The organism is Nocardiopsis sp. iso_237, from assembly GCF_056173345.1.
This window is the reverse complement of record NZ_CM149669.1, coordinates 2,226,617-2,246,628: the sequence shown is the minus strand read 5'-3', so window position 1 is coordinate 2,246,628 and position 20,012 is coordinate 2,226,617. Positions and strand designations below refer to the sequence as shown.

The following is a 20,012-nucleotide window of genomic DNA, read 5'->3' as shown; positions in this document are numbered from 1 at the left end:
TGAATGGGTCAGCAGCAGGACGTGCGGGCACTGGACTTCCTGTACGAGGCGGGTCTCCTCAAACGCTACAAGCGGACCGGGTGGGTGGTGGCCGGTGTCCCGGACCCGGAGTCGATAGCGGACCACTCGCACCGCACCGCCCTCACAGCGGCCGTCATCGCGGAGCTCGAAGGCGCGAACCCGGAGCGCGCCGCCTTCTTGGCCCTGTTCCACGACACGCAGGAGACGCGGCTGACGGACATCCCGTACATCGGGAAGCGGTATCTGAAGGCGTCCTCGAACGCCGAGGTGACGGCGGACCAGGTGTCGGGGATGCCAGAGGGGCTGGCCCGGCTCATTGGTGGCGCGGAGGCGGAGTACGAGGCGAAGGAGTCTGCTGAGGCGCGGTGCGCGAAGGATGCCGACAAGCTCGAATGCTTGTTGCAGGCGGTGGAGTACCGGGAGCAAGGCACGGACACGCAGGCGTGGATCGACACTTCCCTCACCGCACTGAGGACTGACAGCGCGCAGCGGCTCGCGAAGTTGGCCCTTGACCGGTCGCCGCTGTCGTGGATGCACGAAGCGCGGGACTCCAAGCCTCCGAAGTAGGCCGCGTGTGAGAACGACCTCAACATACAGGGCCCGCCCTCATGTCGTCTGGGCGGTTGTTACGCCGCCACGCCCTCCTGCACCGCCAGTAGGCCACGGAAGCGCTGGAGGGTGCCGCGGCATGTCCGGTCGGACACCTCGTGGCCAGCAGCGACCAAGACCGCGGCAATGTGTTCGCCGGAATCATTTCTGGTCCTAGCACGGCGTGGATCTCAAGCCCTCGGCGTGGTGTTGGTAGCACCGCCCCCGCCCAGGGCGTTGTGTCTCTTTTTGGGGGGTGCCGTGCGTCGATCGGGGGTGCGCGGCTGAGGGCAGGGCGTAGCCGCTGGAAGGTGGAACCGCTACTCATTCAGCGAAGACCAGAACGGGCCACGCGCCTCCGCTGGCCGTCGGGTGGTCACGCCGTGAACTCCAGACAGAACGGGTGACCGGCCGGGTCGGCGTAGACCCGGTACAGGTTGTCGGGCCGCTCCTCGGAGACGGCCAGCAGGCGCGCGCCAAGCTCCAGCACTCGCTCGTGGGCGGCGTCGATGTCCTCGACCACGATCTCGAAGTGCATCTGTTGGGGCCTCTCGGGGTCCGGCCAGGCGGGGGCCGGGTGGTCGTCCACCCGCTGGAAGTCGATCACCGGCCGGGTCCCGTCACCGATCCCCGCCCAGTCACGGTCACGTCTGGTGACCGGAAGCCCCAGGAGTTCGGAGTAGAAGTCGGCCAGGGCCCCGGGGTCGGGGTAGTCAACGGTCACCGCACGCAGTCGTCCAAGCATGGGGACAACCTGCCAGGCCGGGCTCACCGCGACCGCACGTTGAGGACGACCGTTCCGGCGATCCTGTCGTGCAGGCCCTGCCGGTTCGGCCGGTTCCAGGCGGCCATGCCGCCGATCAGCAGCGCCATCACGGCGATCAGCACGATCCAGAGGCCCCGGGTGAAGAACAGCAGGATCGGGAAGCCGTACAGGGCCGCTCGTACGGTCACGGCGGAGAGGCGGATCGGGCCGAGCCCGCCCTCGGCGGACAGCGGGGCCACCTTGATCCCCATCCGGCGCTTGCCGTACGTCTGTTGCCAGCGGTGGACCGCGTAGGTCTCGTAGGCGGTGTGGAGCACGAACATGACCGGCCAGAGGATGAACCAGAAGCGGTGTTCGATGTCCTGGGTCGAGCCGCCGAACACGAGTTGGGATCCGGCCCAGGTGAGGGTGAGGACCACGCTGACCAGGAGCGCGGGCAGCGCGATCACGACCGCGTCGATGCAGCGGGCGGCGGCCCGGGACGACCACGACGCCAGCGGGTGGACACCCCCGTCCACCGGAACGCCCTGGGGCGCGTACGCCCCACCCGGTCCCGGAGCGGGCGGACCCTCCGGCGGCCAGGGGCGTCCGTTCGGGGGCGGTGAGGCGTTCATGGGAGAGGTCGACCTCCGAGGGTGGCGGGGAGCGGGGCACCTCCGACTGTACCGATCACGGCGCCCGCCCAGGGAGGAGCCGCCCATGACACGGCGCCCGCACGGAGACCGTGCGGGCGCCGGAATGTGGGTCAGAGCATCTTGGCGAGGAACTGCCCGGTGTAGGACTCCGCGACCGCGGCGACCTCCTCCGGGGTGCCCTCGGCCACGAGCGTGCCACCGCCGGAACCGCCCTCGGGCCCCATGTCGATGACGTGGTCGGCGGTCTTGATCACGTCGAGGTTGTGCTCGATGACGATCACCGTGTTCCCGGTGTCGGCCAGCCGGTTGAGGACCCCCAGCAGCTTGCGGATGTCCTCGAAGTGCAGACCGGTGGTGGGCTCGTCGAGCACGTACACGGTCCGGCCGGTGGAGCGGCGCTGGAGCTCGGCGGCGAGCTTCACGCGCTGGGCCTCACCACCGGAGAGCGTCGTGGCGGGCTGGCCCAGGCGCACGTAGCCCAGACCGACGTCGGCCAGCGTCTGGAGGTGGCGGCGGATCGCGTTGACCGGCTCGAAGAACTCCAGGGCCTCCGAGATCGGCATGTCCAGCACCTCGGCGATGTTCTTGCCCTTGTACTTCACCTGGAGGGTCTCGCGGTTGTACCGCGCGCCGTGGCAGACCTCGCAGGGCACGTACACGTCCGGCAGGAACTGCATCTCGATCCTGAGCGTGCCGTCACCGGAACAGGCCTCGCAGCGGCCGCCCTTGACGTTGAACGAGAACCGGCCGGGCTGGTAGCCGCGCGTCTTGGCGTCGGTGGTCTGCGCGAACAGCTTGCGCACGTGGTCGAAGACCCCGGAGTAGGTGGCCGGGTTGGAGCGCGGGGTGCGGCCGATCGGGCTCTGGTCGACGTGCACCACCTTGTCGACCTTGTTCATCCCGTTCACCCGCAGGTGGCGGCCGGGCACGTCACGCGCCCCGTTGAGCTCCTTGGCCAGGGCCTTGTACAGGATCTCGTTGACCAGGGTGGACTTGCCCGAGCCGGACACACCGGTGACCGCGGTGAACACGCCCAGCGGGAACGCCACGTCGATGCCGTGCAGGTTGTTCTCCCGGGCGCCCCGGACCACCAGCTCGTGGCCCTTGGTCAGCGCACGCCGCTCGGCGGGCAGCTCGATCGCGCGCCGCCCGGCCAGGTAGTCGCCGGTCAGCGAGTCGGCCGAGGTGAGCAGTTCGTCCACGATGCCCGTGACCACGACGTGCCCGCCGTGCTCTCCCGCGCCGGGGCCGATGTCCACGACCCAGTCGGCGGCGCGGATGGTGTCCTCGTCGTGCTCGACCACGATGAGCGTGTTGCCGATGTCGCGCAGCCTCTGGAGGGTCTCCAGCAGCCGGGCGTTGTCGCGCTGGTGCAGGCCGATGGAGGGTTCGTCCAGGACGTACAGCACGCCCACCAGGCCGGAGCCGATCTGGGTGGCCAGCCGGATGCGCTGGGCCTCGCCGCCGGAGAGCGACCCGGAGGAGCGGGCCAGGCTCAGGTAGTCCAGACCCACGTCCAGCAGGAATCCGAGCCGGGCGTTGATCTCCTTGAGCACCTGCGCGGCGATGACCATGTCGCGGTCGGAGAGCCGGAGCCCGGCCAGGAAGGCGGCGCTCTCACCGAGCGCCATGGAGGCCACGTCCGCGATGGATTTGCCGCCCACCGTCACCGCGAGGACGACCGGCTTGAGCCGGGTGCCGTCACAGGTGGGGCAGGGCACCGAGCGCATGTAGCCCTCCAGGCGCTCGCGGGTGTGGTCGCTCTCCACCTCGGAGTGGCGGCGCTTCACCCAGGGGATCACGCCCTCGAACTCGGTGTAGTACGAGCGGTTGCGCCCGTACCGGTTGCGGTAGCTGACGTGGACCTGGGTGTCGTGGCCCTCCAGGATCGCCTTGCGCGCGCGGCGCGGCAGCCGCTCCCAGGAGGTGTCGGTGTCGAACCCCACGGCCTCGCCCAGCGCCTTGAGGATGCGTTCCCAGTAGCCGCCGTTGGGCCCGCCCGACCAGGGGGCGATGGCGCCCTCGGCCAGGGTCTTCTCCGGGTCCGGGACCAGCAGGTCCGCGTCGACCTCCATGCGGGTGCCCAGGCCGGAGCAGTCGGGGCAGGCGCCGTAGGGCGCGTTGAAGGAGAAGGAGCGCGGTTCGAGCTGCTCGAAGGAGAGGTCGTCGTAGGGGCAGTAGAGGTGTTCGGAGAACACCTTCTCCCGCTCGGGGTCGTCGGCCTCCAGGTCCACGAAGTCGAGGACGATGGTGCCGCCGGCCAGCTTGAGCGCGGTCTCGACCGAGTCGGTGAGCCTCCCGTTGGCGCCGGGCTTGACGCTGAGGCGGTCCACGACGACGGCGATGTCGTGCTTGTCGTAGCGACCGAGCTTGGGCGCCTCGTCCAGTCGTACCGCCTGGCCGTCGACGACGGCGCGCGTGTAGCCCTTGGACTGGAGGTCCTTGAAGAGCTCGACGTACTCGCCCTTGCGCCCGCGCACGACCGGGGCGAGCACCTGGAAGCGGGTGCCCTCGGTCATCTCCATGACCCGGTCGACGATCTGCTGCGGCGTCTGCCGGGCGATCTCGCGGTGGCACTCCGGACAGTGCGGAACGCCCACGCGGGCCCAGAGCAGGCGCAGGTAGTCGTAGACCTCGGTGATGGTGCCCACCGTGGACCGCGGGTTGCGGCTGGTCGACTTCTGGTCGATCGAGACCGCCGGGGACAGGCCCTCGATGAAGTCCACGTCGGGCTTGTCCATCTGACCAAGGAACTGGCGGGCGTACGCGGAGAGGGATTCGACGTAGCGGCGCTGGCCCTCGGCGAAGATCGTGTCGAAGGCGAGCGAGGACTTGCCCGAACCGGACAGGCCGGTGAACACGATCATGGAGTCGCGCGGCAGGTCCAGCGACACGTCCTTGAGGTTGTGCTCCCGTGCTCCACGGACCACGAGTTGTTCGACCATCGAGTGAGACATCCTTCGGCTCTGACGCACAGGACGCGGACCACGTCGAATGACGTCGGTGGACCCGTGTATGGCTTCGCGTTGAGGCGGTCGCGGACCCCCGCGGGCCGCCGCGGCTCCGGAGACGGGCCGCTCAGGGGATGTCGGGGAGTGGTGACACGACACCCCGTCCGACCACACTAACGATCACCCGGGGCGGTTTCTTCCGCCACGCGAAAATGGTGGTGCCCCGGCGCGTGAGCGTCGGGACACCACCACTATAAACGAACAACCGTTCGAACGAGGCGGGTTTCCACAGTTGCCCGGAGCGGACTCCGGGAACGTCCGGAAACGGGGTGGTTCGGGGTCAGGAGCGGTCGGCCGTGGCGTCCTGGTCCTTGCCCTCGACCTCGGCCTGGCGGCGCTGGTCGATGCCGGACTTCACCAGGCTGCCGATGATGGTGACGGTCATGATGCCGAGGATCACGGTCAGCGAGGTGCCGATGCCGATGTCGATGACGTGCACGCCGTTCTCGTGGAGCGCGTGCAGGATCATCTTCACGCCGATGAACACCATGATCGCGGACAGGCCCCAGCTGATGTAGGCCAGGCGGTCCATCAGTCCGGCCAGCAGGAAGTACAGCTGGCGCAGGCCCATGAGGGCGAAGGCGTTGGCGGTGAAGACGATGTAGGCGTCCTGCGTCAGGCCGAAGATGGCCGGGATCGAGTCGACGGCGAAGACGAGGTCGATGACGCCGATCGCGACGATGACCAGCAGCATCGGGGTCACGTGGCGGCGGCCGTCGAGCTTCACGGTCAGCTTGGCGCCGTGGTAGTCGTCGGTCACCGGCCAGAAGCGCTTCACCATGCGCACGACGGGCGTCTGCGTGAAGTCCTTGTCGTCCTCGTCGCCCTTGACGTGGTCGCGGACGATCTTGTAGCCGGTGTAGATGAGGAAGACGCCGAAGAGGTAGAAGACCTCACTCCAGGCGTTGATGACCTGCGCGCCCAGCACGATGAAGAAGCCGCGCATGACGATCGCGATGACGATGCCGACGAGCAGGACCTCGTGCTGGTACTTCTTCGGAACCGCGAACGCGGTCATCAGAAGGTAGAACACGAAGAGGTTGTCGATGCTCAGGCTCTTCTCGGTGACGAACCCGGCGAAGTACTCGGCGCCCGCCGTCGGGTTGCCGAAGTACATGACCCCGAAGCCGAACACGATGGCGATGCCGATGTAGAAGACGGCCCACCAGGAGGCCTGCTTGATCCCGAACTCCTTGGGACCCTTGGTCTTACTCCACGGGTGGTCGACGATCACCAGGTCCAGGGCGAGGATCAGCACCATGGCCGCGATGGTGGCGGCCCAGACCCACAAAGGAACGTTCACTGACGGATTCTCCTCCGGTCGGTGCGCGCGAGCAGTTTGCACGCACAGCAGATAACCGGAGGTCTCTCCCGCTCACGTCCGAGGACGTGAACCGACGGAACCGGGAGCACGCCGTTGTACTCCGTGATGACGGCACCGCCGCGACAGGGATACTCCCCTCACGTGGTGAAGCAGGCGCCGAGGGCGCACCAGAACAGGTTACGCCATCCGCACCAGTACTCAGCATCTCATCGAAGTCCTCTCTGGGGAAGTCACCCGCGCGGCGGTACCCATCCATCCCCGGAGACACGTCTTCCGCACCCGTCGGACATCCCGCGCGGCGGCCGTCCGGACCCCGGGCGCGCCGTGTCGGGGCCACGTGCCCGTCCGCGTGCCGGGGCGGGGCCCCGCGCTCACCGGTGCGCCACCGACTTGTACACCGAGCACGCCGCCTCCACCGCCTCCTCCTCCGAGGGCAGCCTCCGGGCGGCCTCCCGGGAGCGGGACCGCAGGTCGGCGGCGAGGTCGGGGTCGTCCAGCACCCGGCCGACCGCCGACGCGAACGCCGCCGGATCACCGGGCGGCACCATCAGGACCGTCCCCGAGTAGAGGTCGGGGATGCCGCCCACACGGGTGGAGACCACCGGCAGGCCGGCCCGCAGCGCCTCCATGATGACCAGCGAGGGCCCCTCCCACTGGCTCGTGAGACAGAACACGTCGGCCGCCGCGAGCAGGTCCGCCACGTCGGCCCGGTGCCCGAGCATGCGCACGTCGCCCCGTATCCCGGCGGCGGTGTCGTGCAGTTCACCCCACAGCGGCCCGTCCCCCGCGATGGCCACCACGGGCTCGGGGCTCCGGTCCGCGATCGCCGGTGTCGCCGCCAGCAGGGTGTCCAGCCCCTTCTGTTCGGCGAGCCGGGCCACCGTCAGCAGCAGCGGTCGGTCGGACTCCACCGCCAGGTCGGCGCGGGTCTCCGCCCGCCCCTTCAGGGGCCTGCCCGTCTCCGGGGCCGCCACCACCGCCATCCGGGCGTCCTTCGCCCCCGCCTCCGAGAGTCTGCGGACGAGGTCGCCGGAGACCCCCAGGACCACCTGCGCGCGGTGGGCCACGATCCGCTCCAGTACCGGGTAGACCGTGCCCAGGACCCCGCCGACCACGGGCGGGGCGTTGTGCGCGGTGACCACCAGCGGCCGCGCCCCCGCCAGGGCGCACAGGGCCCCGGCCCGGAGGCCGTGCGCGTGCACCACGTCCGCACCGCGCAGCGACGCGTTCAGCCGCAGCACCACCCCGGGGTCGCCCAGGGAGGGCGAGGGCCCGATCGGGACCGGGAAGAAGCGCATGCCCAGTGACGTGAACCCGAACTCGCGGTCGGCCGAGGGCGGCCCGAGCACCGCCACGCGGTACCCCCGGGCCACCAGCCCCTCACCCAGTGAGCGCACGTGGCGACCCACCCCGCCGCTGACCGTCCCCACGACCAACGCGATCCTGCCGTTCACCGTGTTCCCCTCCCTCGTTCGCGAATGTTCCGAGCACGGTCCGCCACCGTGCGCAGCGCGGAGCGGTCCACCAGGACCGCCACCCCGCCGAAGACCGCCATCGCCGCGCACCCCGCCGCGACGGCGACGAGCACCGTCCAGCCGATCCCGTCCCCCAGGACCCGGACCAGCTCCGTGGCCGTCCCCCGACCGGCCAGCCACCCCGCGCCGCCCGCGACCAGTGCCGCGCACAGGGACCGGCGCAGCCCGGTCAGCGCGCCGCTTCCGTGGACCCGCACGACCCCGGCGCACAGCAGGGCGGCGGCCAGGCTGAGCCCCGTGGTGCTCGCCGCGCCCAGCCCGGCGATGGACCACCCCGGCGGCAGTGACCACACCAGCCCCACGGCACAAGCCATCACCACCAGCCAGCCCACGATCTGCGCGGTGGCGGCGGAGCGCCCGTGGTGGGAGGCGTACAGCGCCCGGCTGAACAGTGCCACCAGACCGAACCCCACCACCCCCGGGGCGTACGTCAGCAGCGCGCGTTCCAGCGGGGCCGGTTCCACCTGCGCGAAGACCGCCGCCAGTGGTCCGGCCGCCGCAGCCAGGGCCGTCCCCACCCCCGCCGTGATCACCACGCAGGCCCGCGCGCTGCCCGACAGCAGCCGGTCGAACCCGGCCCGGTCCCCCTCGGCGTCGGCCACCGCCAGAGCGGTGAACGCGCTGGTCGCGATGGGGACCGCGATCACCCCGTAGGGCAGGGTGAACAGCGCCCACGCGTAGCTGTAGAGCACGGAGGCGCCCGCTCCCCCGCCCCAGTTGGCCAGGGCCACCGAGAGCAGCAGGCTCACCTGCATCGCCACCAGCGGCAGCAGGGAGGCCAGGGCCAGGGCGCGCACCCGCTCCCCCACGCCCGGGGGGAAGGTCAGGCGGGGGCGCAGCCGCAGCCTAAGCCCCCAGGCCGGGCCCAGCACCGTGAGGAAGAGGGCCACCACCCCGGCGGTCGTGCCCAGGGAGAGCACCAGTTCGGCGGAGACCGGCAGGGCGTCGAGGTCCTGCCGGTGGTCGGTGCCCAGGGGCACGAACACGAGGTAGGCGGCGATGACCACGAGGCTGGACACCAGGGGCGCCAGCGCCGGGGCCAGGAACCGGCGATGGGACTGGAGCACGCCGTAGAGCACCGCCGCGAGCCCGTAGAAGACGATCTGCGGCGCGAACACCACCAGCATGCGGGCGGCCAGGCCGACCAGGGCCGGGCGGTCGCAGCCGACCCCGGCACCCAGCAGCAGGGTCATCGCCGGGACCGAGACCAGGGCCAGCAGCGCGGCCAACGGCAGGGAGAGCAGCAGCACCCAGGTGACCAGCGCCGAGGCGGTGTGCCGGACCTGCTCGTGGTCGCCGCGCCGCACCGAGGCGGCCAGGACCGGGACGACCATGGCGGTCAGGGCGCCGCCGATGACGATCTCGAACAGCACGGCGGGGAGCTGGTTGGCGGTGACGTAGGCGGTGCCCAGACAGGTGTCGCCCACGGTCTGGGAGAAGACGACGGTGCGGCCGAACCCGGCCAGGCGGGCGCCCACGGTGACCACCGCGATGAGCGCCGCCGCCGTGGCGACCCCGCGTGTCACCCCGGAGCGGGTGAGGCGGTGGAGCGCCGCGCGCGCGGCACGGGCTCCGATCCGTCTCGGGCCGTGCTCCCCCGCCCGGCTCCGTTCGGCACGGGGGCTCCGGTCGGGTGGTCGGCGGTGGGGTGACCGGTCCCGTGGGCTCCGGAGTCCGCGCGTCCCCACCGGTCCAGCCGGTTCAGCAGGGGCACGCGCTCGATCACCTGGGAGAAGCTGGTGCGCTCGCTGGCGAGGGTCAGGCCGACCACGGCGCCGAGCAGGGCCAGGCGGACCGGTCGCGGCGCGCGGGCGGCGGCGGCCACGCCCAGGGCGGCACCGAGGGCGTTCGCCCCGGCGTCACCGAGCATCGAGCGTTCGGCCAGGTCGTCGGGGAGCAGCGCGGCCGAGGCGCCCAGCACCGGGCCCACCAGGGGCGCGGCCGGGGAGGCCAGCGCGGGCGCCGAGGCGAGCAGCGCGAACTTCACGGCCCGTCCGGGGCGGAGGTCGAAGAGGTTGACCAGGTTGGCGCTGGCCGCGATCAGGGCGCCGTCCACCAGGGTGTCCAACGGTCCGCGGCGCAGCAGGTACGCGGCGGCCAGCCCCGTGACGCCGATCCCGGCCATCTTGACCGCCCCGGTGGTGACCTCCCCGTGTGCCAGCGCGCCCAGGTGTCCGCGCAGTCCCTTGGCGCGCGCGTTCCCGGCCAGGTCGTCGTAGGCGCCGAAGGCCGCCGAGGACGCGGCGGCCAGGGAGGCGGCGGCGCGCACGCGCGGGGTGAGGCCGGGGGCGAGCACGCAGGCGACGCAGACGCCCGAGGCGAGGGCGGGGCCCTCCTGGAGGGTGACGGTACGACCCCGGAAGTTGACGCGTTCCCAGGCCGGGGAACGGTCGCCGTCCCGGTTGAGCAGCGTGTAGGCGGAGCGGGCGGCGAGAGCACCGAGGGCGGCGCCGGTCAGCCCCCGGACCACCTGGGAGACCACGGAGGTCCGGGGTGCCGCCGGGGCGGTGCGCGCGGGCCTCACTCTCCGCTCCGGGGCGCCCTGCGACGGGCCTCGTCGTTGCCGGACTCGGCGGCCGCCTCGGCGTCGGCCTCCGCTTCGGCCCCCGTCTCGGCGGTCTCGACCGGCCCGGGCAGCGGGTCGGGCAGGAAGCCGACCACGCCCTCACCGATGCCGTACGCGGAGCCGGAACCGCCGAGGGAGTCGGCCAGGGCGAGGACGGCGACCACGTCGCCGGTGGGACGCCCGACCACGTCCACGGTGGCGTGGGTCCGTTCCTGCGCCCGTGCCTGGGCGATCAGACCGCCCGGACGGCCGGAGTCGGCTCCCCCGGCGAGGACCGTGGGGCCGACCTGCTGGTGGAGGGCGGCGGTGAGGCTGGTCAGGGCGGTGTTGACGCGTTCCTGGTCCTCTTCGGGGGCGTTGGCGGCCGGGGCCACCACCATCACGGTGTCGGCCGACTCCGCAGGGGAACCCTCGACCGTGAGGAGTCCGCCCTCGGAGAAGGCGGACAGGACGGCGGCCGCGTCGTGGCCGGTGCCCCGGTCACCGTCACCCTCGCTTCGGCCCTCGCTCTCGGCGTCACCCTCGGTGTCGTCGGTCCGATCCTCGTCCCCGCCCTCGGACTCCTCGGCGTCCTCGGTGTTCTCGGTCCCGGACTCGGACTCTGACGGGACCGCCAGCGCGTGTCCCAGCGCGGTTCCGGCCTTGTCGTAGGGGTTGCCGGAGAGGTCGCCGGGATCGGCCGCGACCTGGAGGGCGAGTTCGTCGACGAAGGTGGCGCTCCCGCTGTCCAGGAAGGCGTCCTCGAACAGGAGTCGGCCGACGACCGCTCCGCCCGCCTCCTCGACGCGGCCGCCCAGGGACTGCACGACCTCCTCGTCGGCGCCGGGCGCCGCGACCAGGACCACCTCGCGGTCGAGCAGCCGGTCCTCCAGGACGTCGGCGGCGACGGCGTCGGTGAACTGGTCCGCCCCACTGTTGAGCTGTTCGGAGTCGTCGCGCTCGGCGCGCAGCTCCTCGCTCTGCCCGCGCAGGTCGGCGGTCTCGGACTGAAGGGTGTTGAGCAGGGGGTCCTGGAGCATCGTGGTGCCCAGGACCAGGCCGACGGTGAGCGCGAGGAACACCGCGACGATGGAAACGAGGTGATAGCGGAAGTCGATCACGTGAACAGCCCCGTCATCCAGTAGACGAACGCGTCCCAGCGCGCCGCGAGAAAGGTGAGATAGACCTGCCCGGCCGGTGAGCTGTAGGCGGCGACCAGGATGGTGAGCAGGCACGCGGCCACCAGGCCGAGCAGTGCCCACGGAGAGATGCGGGAACGGTAGAGGCGGCTCACGCCCTTGGCGTCCACCAGCTTCCCGCCCACCCGCAGGCGGGTGAGGAAGGTGCTCGCCATGCCCGAGCGCCCCTTGTCGAGGAACTCCTCCAGGGTGGCGTGGGTGCCCACGGCGACGATGAGGCTGGCACCCGAGCCGTCGGCGAGCATCATCGCCACGTCCTCGCTGGTGCCGGTCGCGGGGAAGACCACCGCCTCGTGGCCGAGGTCGGTCAGGCGCTGGAGTCCGGGGGCGCGACCGTCGCGGTAGGCGTGCACCACGAGTTCGGCGCCGCTGGTCAGGGCCTGGTCGGAGACGGAGTCGAAGTCCCCGACGATGATGTCGGGCCGGTACCCGGCCTCCATCACCGCGTCGGCTCCCCCGTCCACGGCGATGATGACCGGCCGGAACTCGCGGATGTAGGGCCGCAGGGCGACGATGTCCTCGCGGTAGTGGTAGCCGCGCACGACGATCAGGACGTGGCGCCCCTCCATGGAGGTGCCGATCACGGGGATGCCGATGCCGTCCAGCAGGAGGTCGCGTTCGCGCTGGAGGTAGGCCATGGTGTTGGCCGCGAAGGCCTCCAGCTGTGTGGCGAGCCCGGCGCGGGCCTCGGCCATGGCGGCGGCCACGCCCTCCTTGTCCTGGCGGGTGCCCCGGGCGACCACCTCGTCGCCCCGGTAGAGGGTGGCGCCCTCCAGCCGTAGGCGTTCCCCGTCGCGGACCCGCGTCAGGATCTCGGGGTCGACGTCGTCCACCAGGGGGATACCGGCGGCCACGATCATCTCGGGCCCCTGGTTGGGGTAGCGTCCGCTGATACTGCGCGCGACGTTGAGCACCGCCGAGACCCCGCAGCCCACCAGGGCCTCGGCACTGACCCGGTCCAGGTCGACGTGGTCGATCACGGCGATGTCGCCGGGTCGCAGCCGTTTGGTCAGGTTCTTGGTGCGGCGGTCCGAACGGACGGGCGCGACCAGCCCGAAGGGGGCTTCCGCCCGCGAACGGCGGAATCGCATTGTGGCTCTGAGCGCATCCGATACCTTCATCGGTGGCATACTGTCAGAACTCGATCACCGTAAGTTACTACAGGCGGCCGGTCGGCGTTTTCTGGGCAAATCGACCCATGGTGTAACGCGGACGGTGCCCGCACCCCTCAGGTACGGGCACCGCGAGGGCTCGTCACCGAGTCCGGGTCAGCCAGCCGGGTAGGCGCGGTCCGGATCGGCGTTGTCCATCAGTTCCTCCGCGTGCGCCCGGCCCAGCTCGGAGTCCTCCAGACCGGCGAGCATCCGCGAGAGCTCACGCACGCGCCCGTCCCGGTCCAGCCGGACCACGCCGCTCTCCGTCACCAGGCCCTCGGTGGACTTCTCCACCACCAGGTGCGCGTCCGCGAAGGCCGCCACCTGCGGGAGGTGGGTGACCACGATCACCTGGGCCAATCTGGCCAGACGGGCCAGCCGTCGGCCGATCTCCACGGCGGCCTTGCCGCCGACACCGGCGTCCACCTCGTCGAACACGAACGTCGGCACCGGGTCCGCCCCGGCGAAGACCACCTCGATCGCCAGCATCACCCGGGACAGCTCACCACCCGAGGCGCCCTTGTGCAGGGCCAGCGGCGGCGAACTCGGGTGCGGGGCCAGCAGGAGCTCGACCTCGTCGCGCCCGTGCTGCCCGAACTCCTCGCCCGTGGTGATGCGCACGCTCACCCGCGCGTGCGGCATGGCCAGCGCGGTCAGCTCCTCGGTGACCGCAGCTCCGAACCGCTCAGCGGCCCCGGTCCGGATCTCGGTCAGCTCGGCGGCGGCCTCGTCCATCCGCGCGTACAGTTCCTCGGCCTCGGCGCGCAGACCGTCGATCCGGTCGTCGTCGCCCTCCAACTCGCCCAGGCGCTTGGCGGCCGTCTCCGCCCAGGCCAGGACCTGGTCCGTGGTCTCGCCGTACTTGCGGGAGAGCTGGGTCAGCAGGGCCCGGCGCTCCTGGATCACGGCCAGCCGACCCGGGTCCGCGTCCACCGACTCCGCGTAGGAGGCCAGCTCGGTGGCGGCGTCCGTGAGGATGTAGGACGCCTCGTCCAACCGGTCCCCGATGGCGGCCAGCTCCGAGTCGTGCTCGCGCACGGCGCCCACCGCCTGGCGGGCCGCCGACAGCAGCCCCACCACGTCGGCCTGGACCTCGGCCGCGGCCGGGTCGCCGGTCAACGCCTCGTGGGCGGTGGTCGAGGCCACCCGCAGGCCGTCGGCGTGCGCCAGCCGCGTCTCCTCCGCGAGCAGCTCGGCGTCCTCACCGGGCTGGGGTTCGGCGGCCGCGATCTCCTCCACGCCGAACCGCAGGAGGTCGGCCTCCTGGGCGCGCTCACGGGCCCGCTCCACCAGCTCGTCGAGCTCGGCGGAGACCTCACGGTGGCGCCGGTAGGCGGTGGTGTACCGCTTGATGGCCCTGGCGAGGTCGTCTCCGGCGAACCGGTCCAGCGACGAGCGCTGACGGTCCGCCCGCAGCAGACGCTGCTGGTCGGACTGGCCGTGCACGGCCACGAGGTCGTCGGCCAGGTAGGCGAGCAGGCTGACCGGGGCCGAACGGCCACCCATGGTCGCCCGCGACCTTCCCTCGGCCGAGACCGCGCGGGTGAGGATCAGGACGTCGTCGTCGATGTCGCCGCCGGCCTCCAGCACCCGGTCGGCCACCCGGCCGCCCCGGGGCACGGTCAACCGGCCCTCGACGACCGCGCGCTCGGCGCCCGGACGGACCCGCTGGGGATCGGCGCGCCCACCGAAGAGCAGTCCCAGCCCGGTGACGACCATGGTCTTGCCCGCGCCGGTCTCACCGGTGACGACGGTCAGACCCGGTGACAGTTCCAACACGGCGTCGTCGATGACACCGAGGCCTTGGATTCGGACTTCTTCGAGCACCGATCCCTCTCCTGATAGTTGACGCCCTTTGCTTGCGACGGCGCTGGATCAGCGTCCGTGCGCGGCCCGTCCCCGCCATCCCGTGACCGGGAGGCCGAACTTGGCCACCAGCCGGTCGGTGAACGGCGCACGGTGCAACCGGGCCAGCCGGACCGGCGTATCGGCACGGGTGATCTCGATTCGTGCTCCCACGGGCAATTCGACCATACGCCGTCCGTCACACCAGAGCACGCCCGGTGTGGTGTCCGGCAGCACCTCCAGGGCCACCGTGGCCTCGGGCCCGACCACCAGGGGCCGGGCGAACAGGGCGTGCGCGCTGATCGGCACGACCAGCAGCGCCTCCACGTCCGGCCACACGACCGGACCCCCGGCGGAGAAGGCGTGAGCGGTGGAACCGGTGGGGGTCGCGCACACCACGCCGTCACAGCCCCAACTGGACAGGGGACGCCCGTCCACCTCCAGGACCATCTCCAGCATGCGGCGCGAGTCGGCCTTCTCCAGGGTCGCCTCGTTGAGCGCCCAGGAACGCACGGGGGGCGCGCCGTCGCCCCGGCCGCCGTTGAAGACGGCCACGTCGAGGGTCATCCGTTCCTCGACCACGTAGTCGCGGTTGACGACGCTGTTCACCGTGGCGCCCAGGTCCTCGCGTTCGGCCTCGGCCAGGAAGCCCACGTGCCCGAGGTTGACCCCCAGCAGCGGCGCACCGGCCGGGCGGGCGAGCTCGGCGGCGCGCAGCAGGGTTCCGTCCCCGCCGAGCACCATGACCAGCTCCACGCCCTGGGCGGCCTCCTCCGCCTCGACCGGCTCCACCGGAGACAGGACGCAGCCCGAGGCCGCCAGTTCCTCGACCTCGCTCTTGAGCATCCGGACGGTCAGCCCCGCCGCGCTCAGACGCGCGTGGACCAACTGGGCACTGCGCACGGCCGCCGGCCGGCCGGTGTGGGCCAGCAGGAGAACGCTGCGTCCGCTGGTCATCGCCGTCCCCTTACGTTCGCCTCCCCGTGGGGAGCCTGGTGCTGACCGGGTGCTCGACCGCACCCGGCCGGGTCACGTTACCGGACTCCTGCGACAGGAGGCCACGCCCTCAGGAGGGCCCCTCCTGGATCGCGCGCTCCAACGCGGCCGGGTCCAGCGGGGAGGCCCCGGCCCGCATCCAGAGGAAGTACTCGACGTTCCCCGAGGGGCCCGGCAGGGGGCTCGCGGTCACGTCGACGACGCCCAGTCCCCACGTGAGGGCGTGCGCGGCCACGTCGGAGACGGCCTCGGCGCGCAGCTCGGGTTCGCGGACCACACCACCGGCGCCCACGCGGTCCTTGCCCACCTCGAACTGGGGCTTGACCATCATCGAGAAGTCGGCGTCGGGCGCCACGGACTCACGCAGGGCACCGAGCACCAGCTTGAGGGAGATGAAGGACAGGTCCCCGACGACCAGGTCGGGGCGGGGCTCACCGACCATCTCGGGCGTGAGCTCGCGGACGTTGACCCGCTCCATCACCCGCACCCGGTCGTCGCTCCGCAGCGGCCAGGCCAACTGTCCGTAACCGACGTCGACCGCCGTGACGTGCGCCACCCCGCGCCGCAGAAGGACGTCGGTGAAACCACCGGTGGACGCCCCGGCGTCCAGGGCCCGGCGTCCCTTCACGTCCAGCTCGAAGGCGTCCAGCGCCCCGATGAGCTTGTGCGCGCCCCGGGACACGTAGGCGGGTTCCTCAGAGGGTGTGCGCACCACGACGGGCTGGTCGGTGCCGATCTGGGTCGCCGCCTTGGACGCCACCATGCCGGAGACCAGGACGAACCCGTCCTCGATCAACTCGGCGGCGTGACCTCGGGAGCGTGCGTGACCTCGGCGGACCAGTTCCGCGTCGAGCCGACTACGTTTTGCCATGGTCACCTAGGGTACCGGCCGTTCCGGCCACTATCGGGAACCCCGGGCGTTCTGTCCCAGCGCGCCCAGGACACCCGACAGCTCCTGCTGGAGCGTGTCGAAGACCGCCACGTGCTCGTGGGTGGGCAGTTCGTCCAGCGCGGCCAACCGTTCCCTGGTCGCACCGAGTGTCCGCTCCGCCAGTGCCTCGGCCTGCTCGCTCGGGTCCATCGCTCCCCGTCCCTTCGACCACCCGCGCGGGCGCCGGTGCTCCGGCGCCCGGAACGGACTCTACTTCTTGGCGCCCTTGCCCTTGGTGGTGCGCTTGGCGGTCGAACGTGACCGGGTCGTCCTGGGTTTGGTCTTCGCCGCGCCGTCGGAGGCCTGGTTCCCGGCGTCGTCGCCCTTCGCGCCGTCACCGTCCTCCGTGGCGGCGGTCTCCCGCGCCTCGCCGTCGCCCTTGTCGGCCTCCGGGGCTGCCTCCGGAACCTCGGGCTCCGAAGCTACGGGCTCTGGAACCACGGACTCCGGAGCCTCCGCCACGGCCTCGGGCTCCACGGGGGCCTTCTCCTCCACGGGCAGCTCCGAGGAGGCTCCGCCCCGGGGCTCCAGGACCCGCTCCACCGCGTGCCGGGCCGCCATCCGGCGCTCCAGCTCGGCCACACGGCGGACCATCCGCTCGTGCTCCGCCCGCGGCACCATGTCCATCTGCTCCAGCGCGCTACGGACCTCGGAGCGGACCAGCTCGGCGACGGCCGCGCGGTTGGCCCGGCTGGTCTCGATCAGCTCGCCCGCCAGGGTCTGGATGCTCTGTCCCACCCTCGGCGGCGTCTCCCCGTCCGGGACCGCGGAGGGCGTGGCCCCGTTGGCGCGCAGCAGGGTCTTGGCGGCGGCCACCGCCTGCTTGCGCGAGAGTTCGGTGAGGCCATTGGCGGCGTCCAGATAGGTGCGTACCGCGTCGACGACCATGATGACGTGCTCCTTGAAGGGACCGCAGGAGGAAAGGGAAGGAGGGCGCGGGGAGGGAGGGGCCTCGTGCTCCAGGGGGTTCGACGCCAACGCTACCGGGAGCCGGGCGCGTGTGGCACGCAAACCACGGAGCCCGCACGGGACGGGGACACCGGACGACGTCCCACCGATAGGGCATCATGAGCCCATGAGCAGCATCGACGCGTGCCTCGACGGCATCGCCCGGGCGAACGAGCGCATTCTCGCCCAACCCCTGGACCGGCGCCGTGAACACATCCGCGAACGCACGGTGCGCGTGGTCGTCCCCGACCTGGAGACCGCCTTCGACATGCGCCTGACCGTGGACGGGCTCACCGACGTCACCCCCGGCCCGCTGGAGGCCTCCTCGGGCGCGCAGGTCCGGGTGACCGTGACCAGCGACGACCTCGTGGCCCTGGCCGAGGACCGCCTGGATCCGGCCGTGGCGCTGATCACCCGGCGGCTCAAGGTGGACGCCACCCTGGGCGACATGCTCCGCCTGCGACGCGTGCTCTGACGGGTACCTTGCTGTGATGCCTCGCCAACCACTCGTCCTGGCCCCCTTCCGCGGACTGCGCTACGCGGCCCCCGATGTCGACCGCTTCATCGACGGCGTCTTCGACATCTCACGCCTGCTGGCCCCGCCCTACGACATCCCCGACGCGGACGAGGCCCGCGAACTGCAACGCTCCGACCCCCACAACGCGGCGAGGGTCACACTGCCGTTCGAGCTCTCCCGGCAGGCGCCCGAGGACGCGGCCTCCCGGCGCTACCGGGCCGCCGCCGACCTCCTGCGGAGCTGGATCACCGACGGGGTCCTGGCCCGGGACGAGGAACCGGCCCTCTACGTCTACGAGCAGGTCACCGCCGACGGCCGGACCCAACGGGGACTGGTGGGCGCGCTGGGACTGCCCGACGAGGGCCCCGACCCCGCCGTGCGCCCGCACGAGGACGTGGCCGAGCCCCCGGTACGCGACCGCTTCCGCCTCATGGAGGTGGCCCGCGCCAACCTCGAACCCATCTTCCTGGTGTACCGGGGCGCGGACGGCGCGGCCTCAGCGGCCACCGAAGCCACCACCACACGTGAGCCCCTGGTCTCCACGCGGACCCGCGACGGCTCCGAACACCGGCTGTGGGCGGTCACCGACCCCCGGGTCCAACGGGAGATCACCGACGACCTGGCCGGTCGCTCCGCGCTGATCGCTGACGGTCACCACCGCTACGCCGCCTACCGCCAACTGCGCCAGGAGAAGACCGACCCCGGCTGGGGCCACGGCCTGGCGCTGCTCGTGGACAGCGACGCGCATCCGCCCCAGCTGGGCGCGATCCACCGCGTGCTGCCCGGCCTGGACACCGCCGAGGCCCTGGCCGCCGCCGCGACCGTGGCCACGGTGGAACCGGTCACCGAGGCCGACCCCGCCCTCCTGGAGCGAAGAGGGGCCCCGGCCCTGCTCCTGGTGTCGGCCGAGGGCGACGCCCACCTGGTGAGCGGGTTCGACGAAACCGTGCTCCAGGAAGCCATGCCCGACCACTCCCCCGACTGGCGCCACCTGGCCACGGCCGCCCTGCACGAGGTGCTCCTGCCTCTGTGGCACTTCCCCGAGGAGCACGTGCGGATGGTCCACGACGACCCGGCCGAGGCCGCGGCCGCCGCCCGTGACGAGAAGGGCACGGCGGTGATCGTCCCCCCGCTCCGCGTGGAGGAGGTCTACGCCGTGGCCGACCGGGGCGAACTCACCCCCCGCAAGTCCACGTCCTTCGGCCCCAAACCCCGCACGGGCCTGGTCATGCGAGTCCTCGACTAGCCCCACCGCCCTTGGGAGGCTCACGGGGAAACGGTGGAAGGGAGTTTGGTCCGGCTCGGTCCGTCCCCGCATGCGCGGGGCTCACCGTTGAGGGTGTTCTGCCTGACCTGGATGATCCGGTCCATCCCCGTGTGCGCGGGGCTCACGACGAGACGGTGTAGGGGCCTCGGTGCTCGTACGGTCCATCCCCGCGTGCGCGGGGCTCACGCGGGCGAGACCCTGGACACCATCCGGAACGCCGGTCCATCCCCGCGTGCGCGGGGCTCACGCGACCTGGCGGCGCCACTGACGGTCCAGCACCGGTCCATCCCCGCATGCGCGGAGCTCACTCCCCCTCTGCGCGTAGGCCCGGGTGCCAGGTCGGTCCATCCCCGCATGCGCGGGGCTCACTTTGTCTGCGCACGATGTCACCCGTGCTGTAGCGGTCCATCCCCGCGTGCGCGGGGCTCACCGTTGCTCAACCGGCGGCGGGGTCATGTAGGCCGGTCCATCCCCGCGTGCGCGGGGCTCACAAGGGTCCGCGCCGAGTAGCTCGACGCGGACCCGGTCCATCCCCGCGTGCGCGGGGCTCACGCGTTCCTGTTGCTGATGTTGCTTTCCCCGATCGGTCCATCCCCGCGTGCGCGGGGCTCACCGTCGGGCTCTTGGTCTCGGTCACGGTGTGCTCGGTCCATCCCCGCGTGCGCGGGGCTCACGGAGCACCTGCAGCAGCCAGTCCACGTGCTCGCGGTCCATCCCCGCGTGCGCGGGG

At 71.9% G+C, this 20,012-nt stretch carries 17 protein-coding genes and 1 CRISPR repeat array (1 of these 18 cut by a window edge); of the genes, 3 read left to right on the top strand and 14 right to left on the bottom strand.

The features are described from left to right. Positions 1-3: 3 nt before the first annotated feature. Complete coding sequence (locus tag AC0VYM_RS10115; protein ID WP_475461447.1) at positions 4-588, top strand: HD domain-containing protein; 585 nt, start codon at positions 4-6, stop codon at positions 586-588. A gap of 397 nt (positions 589-985) precedes the next feature. On the opposite strand, the gene AC0VYM_RS10110 is transcribed toward AC0VYM_RS10115, so the two are convergent. The 14 genes from AC0VYM_RS10110 to AC0VYM_RS10045 all read right to left on the bottom strand — a co-directional run bounded on the left by AC0VYM_RS10110 (position 986) and on the right by AC0VYM_RS10045 (position 17,438). Further along, positions 986-1,354, bottom strand: a complete 369-nt coding sequence (locus AC0VYM_RS10110; protein ID WP_475461445.1) for a VOC family protein — start codon at positions 1,352-1,354, stop codon at positions 986-988. A 23-nt stretch (positions 1,355-1,377) separates the two neighbouring features. Further along, positions 1,378-1,989 carry an RDD family protein gene (locus AC0VYM_RS10105; RefSeq protein ID WP_475461442.1) on the bottom strand — a complete coding sequence of 204 codons (612 nt, stop codon included), beginning with the start codon at positions 1,987-1,989 and terminating at the stop codon, positions 1,378-1,380. Positions 1,990-2,120: 131 nt separating this feature from the next. Then, complete coding sequence (gene uvrA, locus AC0VYM_RS10100) at positions 2,121-4,955, bottom strand: excinuclease ABC subunit UvrA (protein WP_475461439.1); 2,835 nt, start codon at positions 4,953-4,955, stop codon at positions 2,121-2,123. Between the two features lie 346 nt (positions 4,956-5,301). Continuing rightward, positions 5,302-6,324 carry a TerC family protein gene (locus AC0VYM_RS10095; protein ID WP_475461437.1) on the bottom strand — a complete coding sequence of 341 codons (1,023 nt, stop codon included), beginning with the start codon at positions 6,322-6,324 and terminating at the stop codon, positions 5,302-5,304. A gap of 392 nt (positions 6,325-6,716) precedes the next feature. Next, entirely contained in the window at positions 6,717-7,799 is a 1,083-nt protein-coding gene (locus AC0VYM_RS10090) for a glycosyltransferase family 4 protein (protein WP_475461435.1), read from the bottom strand. Then, a complete protein-coding gene (gene murJ / locus AC0VYM_RS10085; protein WP_475461433.1) occupies positions 7,796-9,406 on the bottom strand; it encodes a murein biosynthesis integral membrane protein MurJ in 1,611 nt (536 codons plus the stop codon). The genes AC0VYM_RS10090 and murJ overlap by 4 nt, the downstream gene beginning before the upstream one ends. Beyond that, the gene (locus tag AC0VYM_RS10080; protein WP_475461431.1) at positions 9,403-10,404 is read right to left on the bottom strand and encodes a hypothetical protein; all 1,002 of its coding nucleotides are present in this window, start codon (positions 10,402-10,404) and stop codon (positions 9,403-9,405) included. The genes murJ and AC0VYM_RS10080 overlap by 4 nt, the downstream gene beginning before the upstream one ends. Continuing rightward, a complete protein-coding gene (locus tag AC0VYM_RS10075; RefSeq protein ID WP_475461428.1) occupies positions 10,401-11,546 on the bottom strand; it encodes a copper transporter in 1,146 nt (381 codons plus the stop codon). Before AC0VYM_RS10075 ends, AC0VYM_RS10080 begins: the two co-directional genes overlap by 4 nt. Then, positions 11,543-12,715, bottom strand: coding sequence for a putative cytokinetic ring protein SteA (steA, locus tag AC0VYM_RS10070; protein ID WP_475461425.1), 1,173 nt, complete (start codon positions 12,713-12,715; stop codon positions 11,543-11,545). Before steA ends, AC0VYM_RS10075 begins: the two co-directional genes overlap by 4 nt. Positions 12,716-12,892: 177 nt before the next feature. After that, positions 12,893-14,605 carry a DNA repair protein RecN gene (gene recN, locus AC0VYM_RS10065; RefSeq protein WP_475461422.1) on the bottom strand — a complete coding sequence of 571 codons (1,713 nt, stop codon included), beginning with the start codon at positions 14,603-14,605 and terminating at the stop codon, positions 12,893-12,895. Positions 14,606-14,653: 48 nt separating this feature from the next. Continuing rightward, positions 14,654-15,580 (bottom strand): NAD kinase, encoded by a 927-nt coding sequence (locus AC0VYM_RS10060; RefSeq protein WP_475461419.1) that lies wholly within the window; start codon positions 15,578-15,580, stop codon positions 14,654-14,656. A gap of 109 nt (positions 15,581-15,689) precedes the next feature. After that, entirely contained in the window at positions 15,690-16,490 is an 801-nt protein-coding gene (locus AC0VYM_RS10055) for a TlyA family RNA methyltransferase (RefSeq protein ID WP_475461416.1), read from the bottom strand. Positions 16,491-16,520: 30 nt separating this feature from the next. Beyond that, positions 16,521-16,700, bottom strand: coding sequence for a hypothetical protein (locus AC0VYM_RS10050; RefSeq protein ID WP_378739103.1), 180 nt, complete (start codon positions 16,698-16,700; stop codon positions 16,521-16,523). Between the two features lie 60 nt (positions 16,701-16,760). Next, on the bottom strand, positions 16,761-17,438 hold the full coding sequence (locus AC0VYM_RS10045; RefSeq protein ID WP_475461414.1) for a membrane fusogenic activity family protein: 678 nt from the start codon (positions 17,436-17,438) through the stop codon (positions 16,761-16,763). A 187-nt stretch (positions 17,439-17,625) separates the two neighbouring features. Here AC0VYM_RS10045 and AC0VYM_RS10040 point away from each other — a divergent pair, with 187 nt between their 5' ends. Then, the gene (locus AC0VYM_RS10040) at positions 17,626-17,973 is read left to right on the top strand and encodes an SCP2 sterol-binding domain-containing protein (protein ID WP_475461411.1); all 348 of its coding nucleotides are present in this window, start codon (positions 17,626-17,628) and stop codon (positions 17,971-17,973) included. Positions 17,974-17,989: 16 nt separating this feature from the next. Continuing rightward, positions 17,990-19,261: a DUF1015 domain-containing protein gene (locus AC0VYM_RS10035; RefSeq protein ID WP_475461408.1), complete on the top strand. Its 1,272-nt coding sequence runs from the start codon at positions 17,990-17,992 to the stop codon at positions 19,259-19,261. Positions 19,262-19,317: 56 nt separating this feature from the next. After that, positions 19,318-20,012: a CRISPR direct-repeat array (repeat unit 29 nt; unit sequence CGGTCCATCCCCGCGTGCGCGGGGCTCAC); it runs 371 nt beyond the window's last position.

Coding starts and splice junctions, on each gene's coding strand:
- steA (WP_475461425.1), bottom strand. CDS start 12,715: ATGCGATTCCGCCGTTCGCGGGCGGAAGCCCCCTTCGGGCTGGTCGCG.
- AC0VYM_RS10110 (WP_475461445.1), bottom strand. CDS start 1,354: ATGCTTGGACGACTGCGTGCGGTGACCGTTGACTACCCCGACCCCGGG.
- AC0VYM_RS10035 (WP_475461408.1), top strand. CDS start 17,990: ATGCCTCGCCAACCACTCGTCCTGGCCCCCTTCCGCGGACTGCGCTAC.
- AC0VYM_RS10055 (WP_475461416.1), bottom strand. CDS start 16,490: ATGGCAAAACGTAGTCGGCTCGACGCGGAACTGGTCCGCCGAGGTCAC.
- AC0VYM_RS10105 (WP_475461442.1), bottom strand. CDS start 1,989: ATGAACGCCTCACCGCCCCCGAACGGACGCCCCTGGCCGCCGGAGGGT.
- AC0VYM_RS10045 (WP_475461414.1), bottom strand. CDS start 17,438: ATGGTCGTCGACGCGGTACGCACCTATCTGGACGCCGCCAATGGCCTC.
- AC0VYM_RS10115 (WP_475461447.1), top strand. CDS start 4: ATGGGTCAGCAGCAGGACGTGCGGGCACTGGACTTCCTGTACGAGGCG.
- uvrA (WP_475461439.1), bottom strand. CDS start 4,955: ATGGTCGAACAACTCGTGGTCCGTGGAGCACGGGAGCACAACCTCAAG.
- AC0VYM_RS10050 (WP_378739103.1), bottom strand. CDS start 16,700: ATGGACCCGAGCGAGCAGGCCGAGGCACTGGCGGAGCGGACACTCGGT.
- AC0VYM_RS10060 (WP_475461419.1), bottom strand. CDS start 15,580: ATGACCAGCGGACGCAGCGTTCTCCTGCTGGCCCACACCGGCCGGCCG.
- AC0VYM_RS10040 (WP_475461411.1), top strand. CDS start 17,626: ATGAGCAGCATCGACGCGTGCCTCGACGGCATCGCCCGGGCGAACGAG.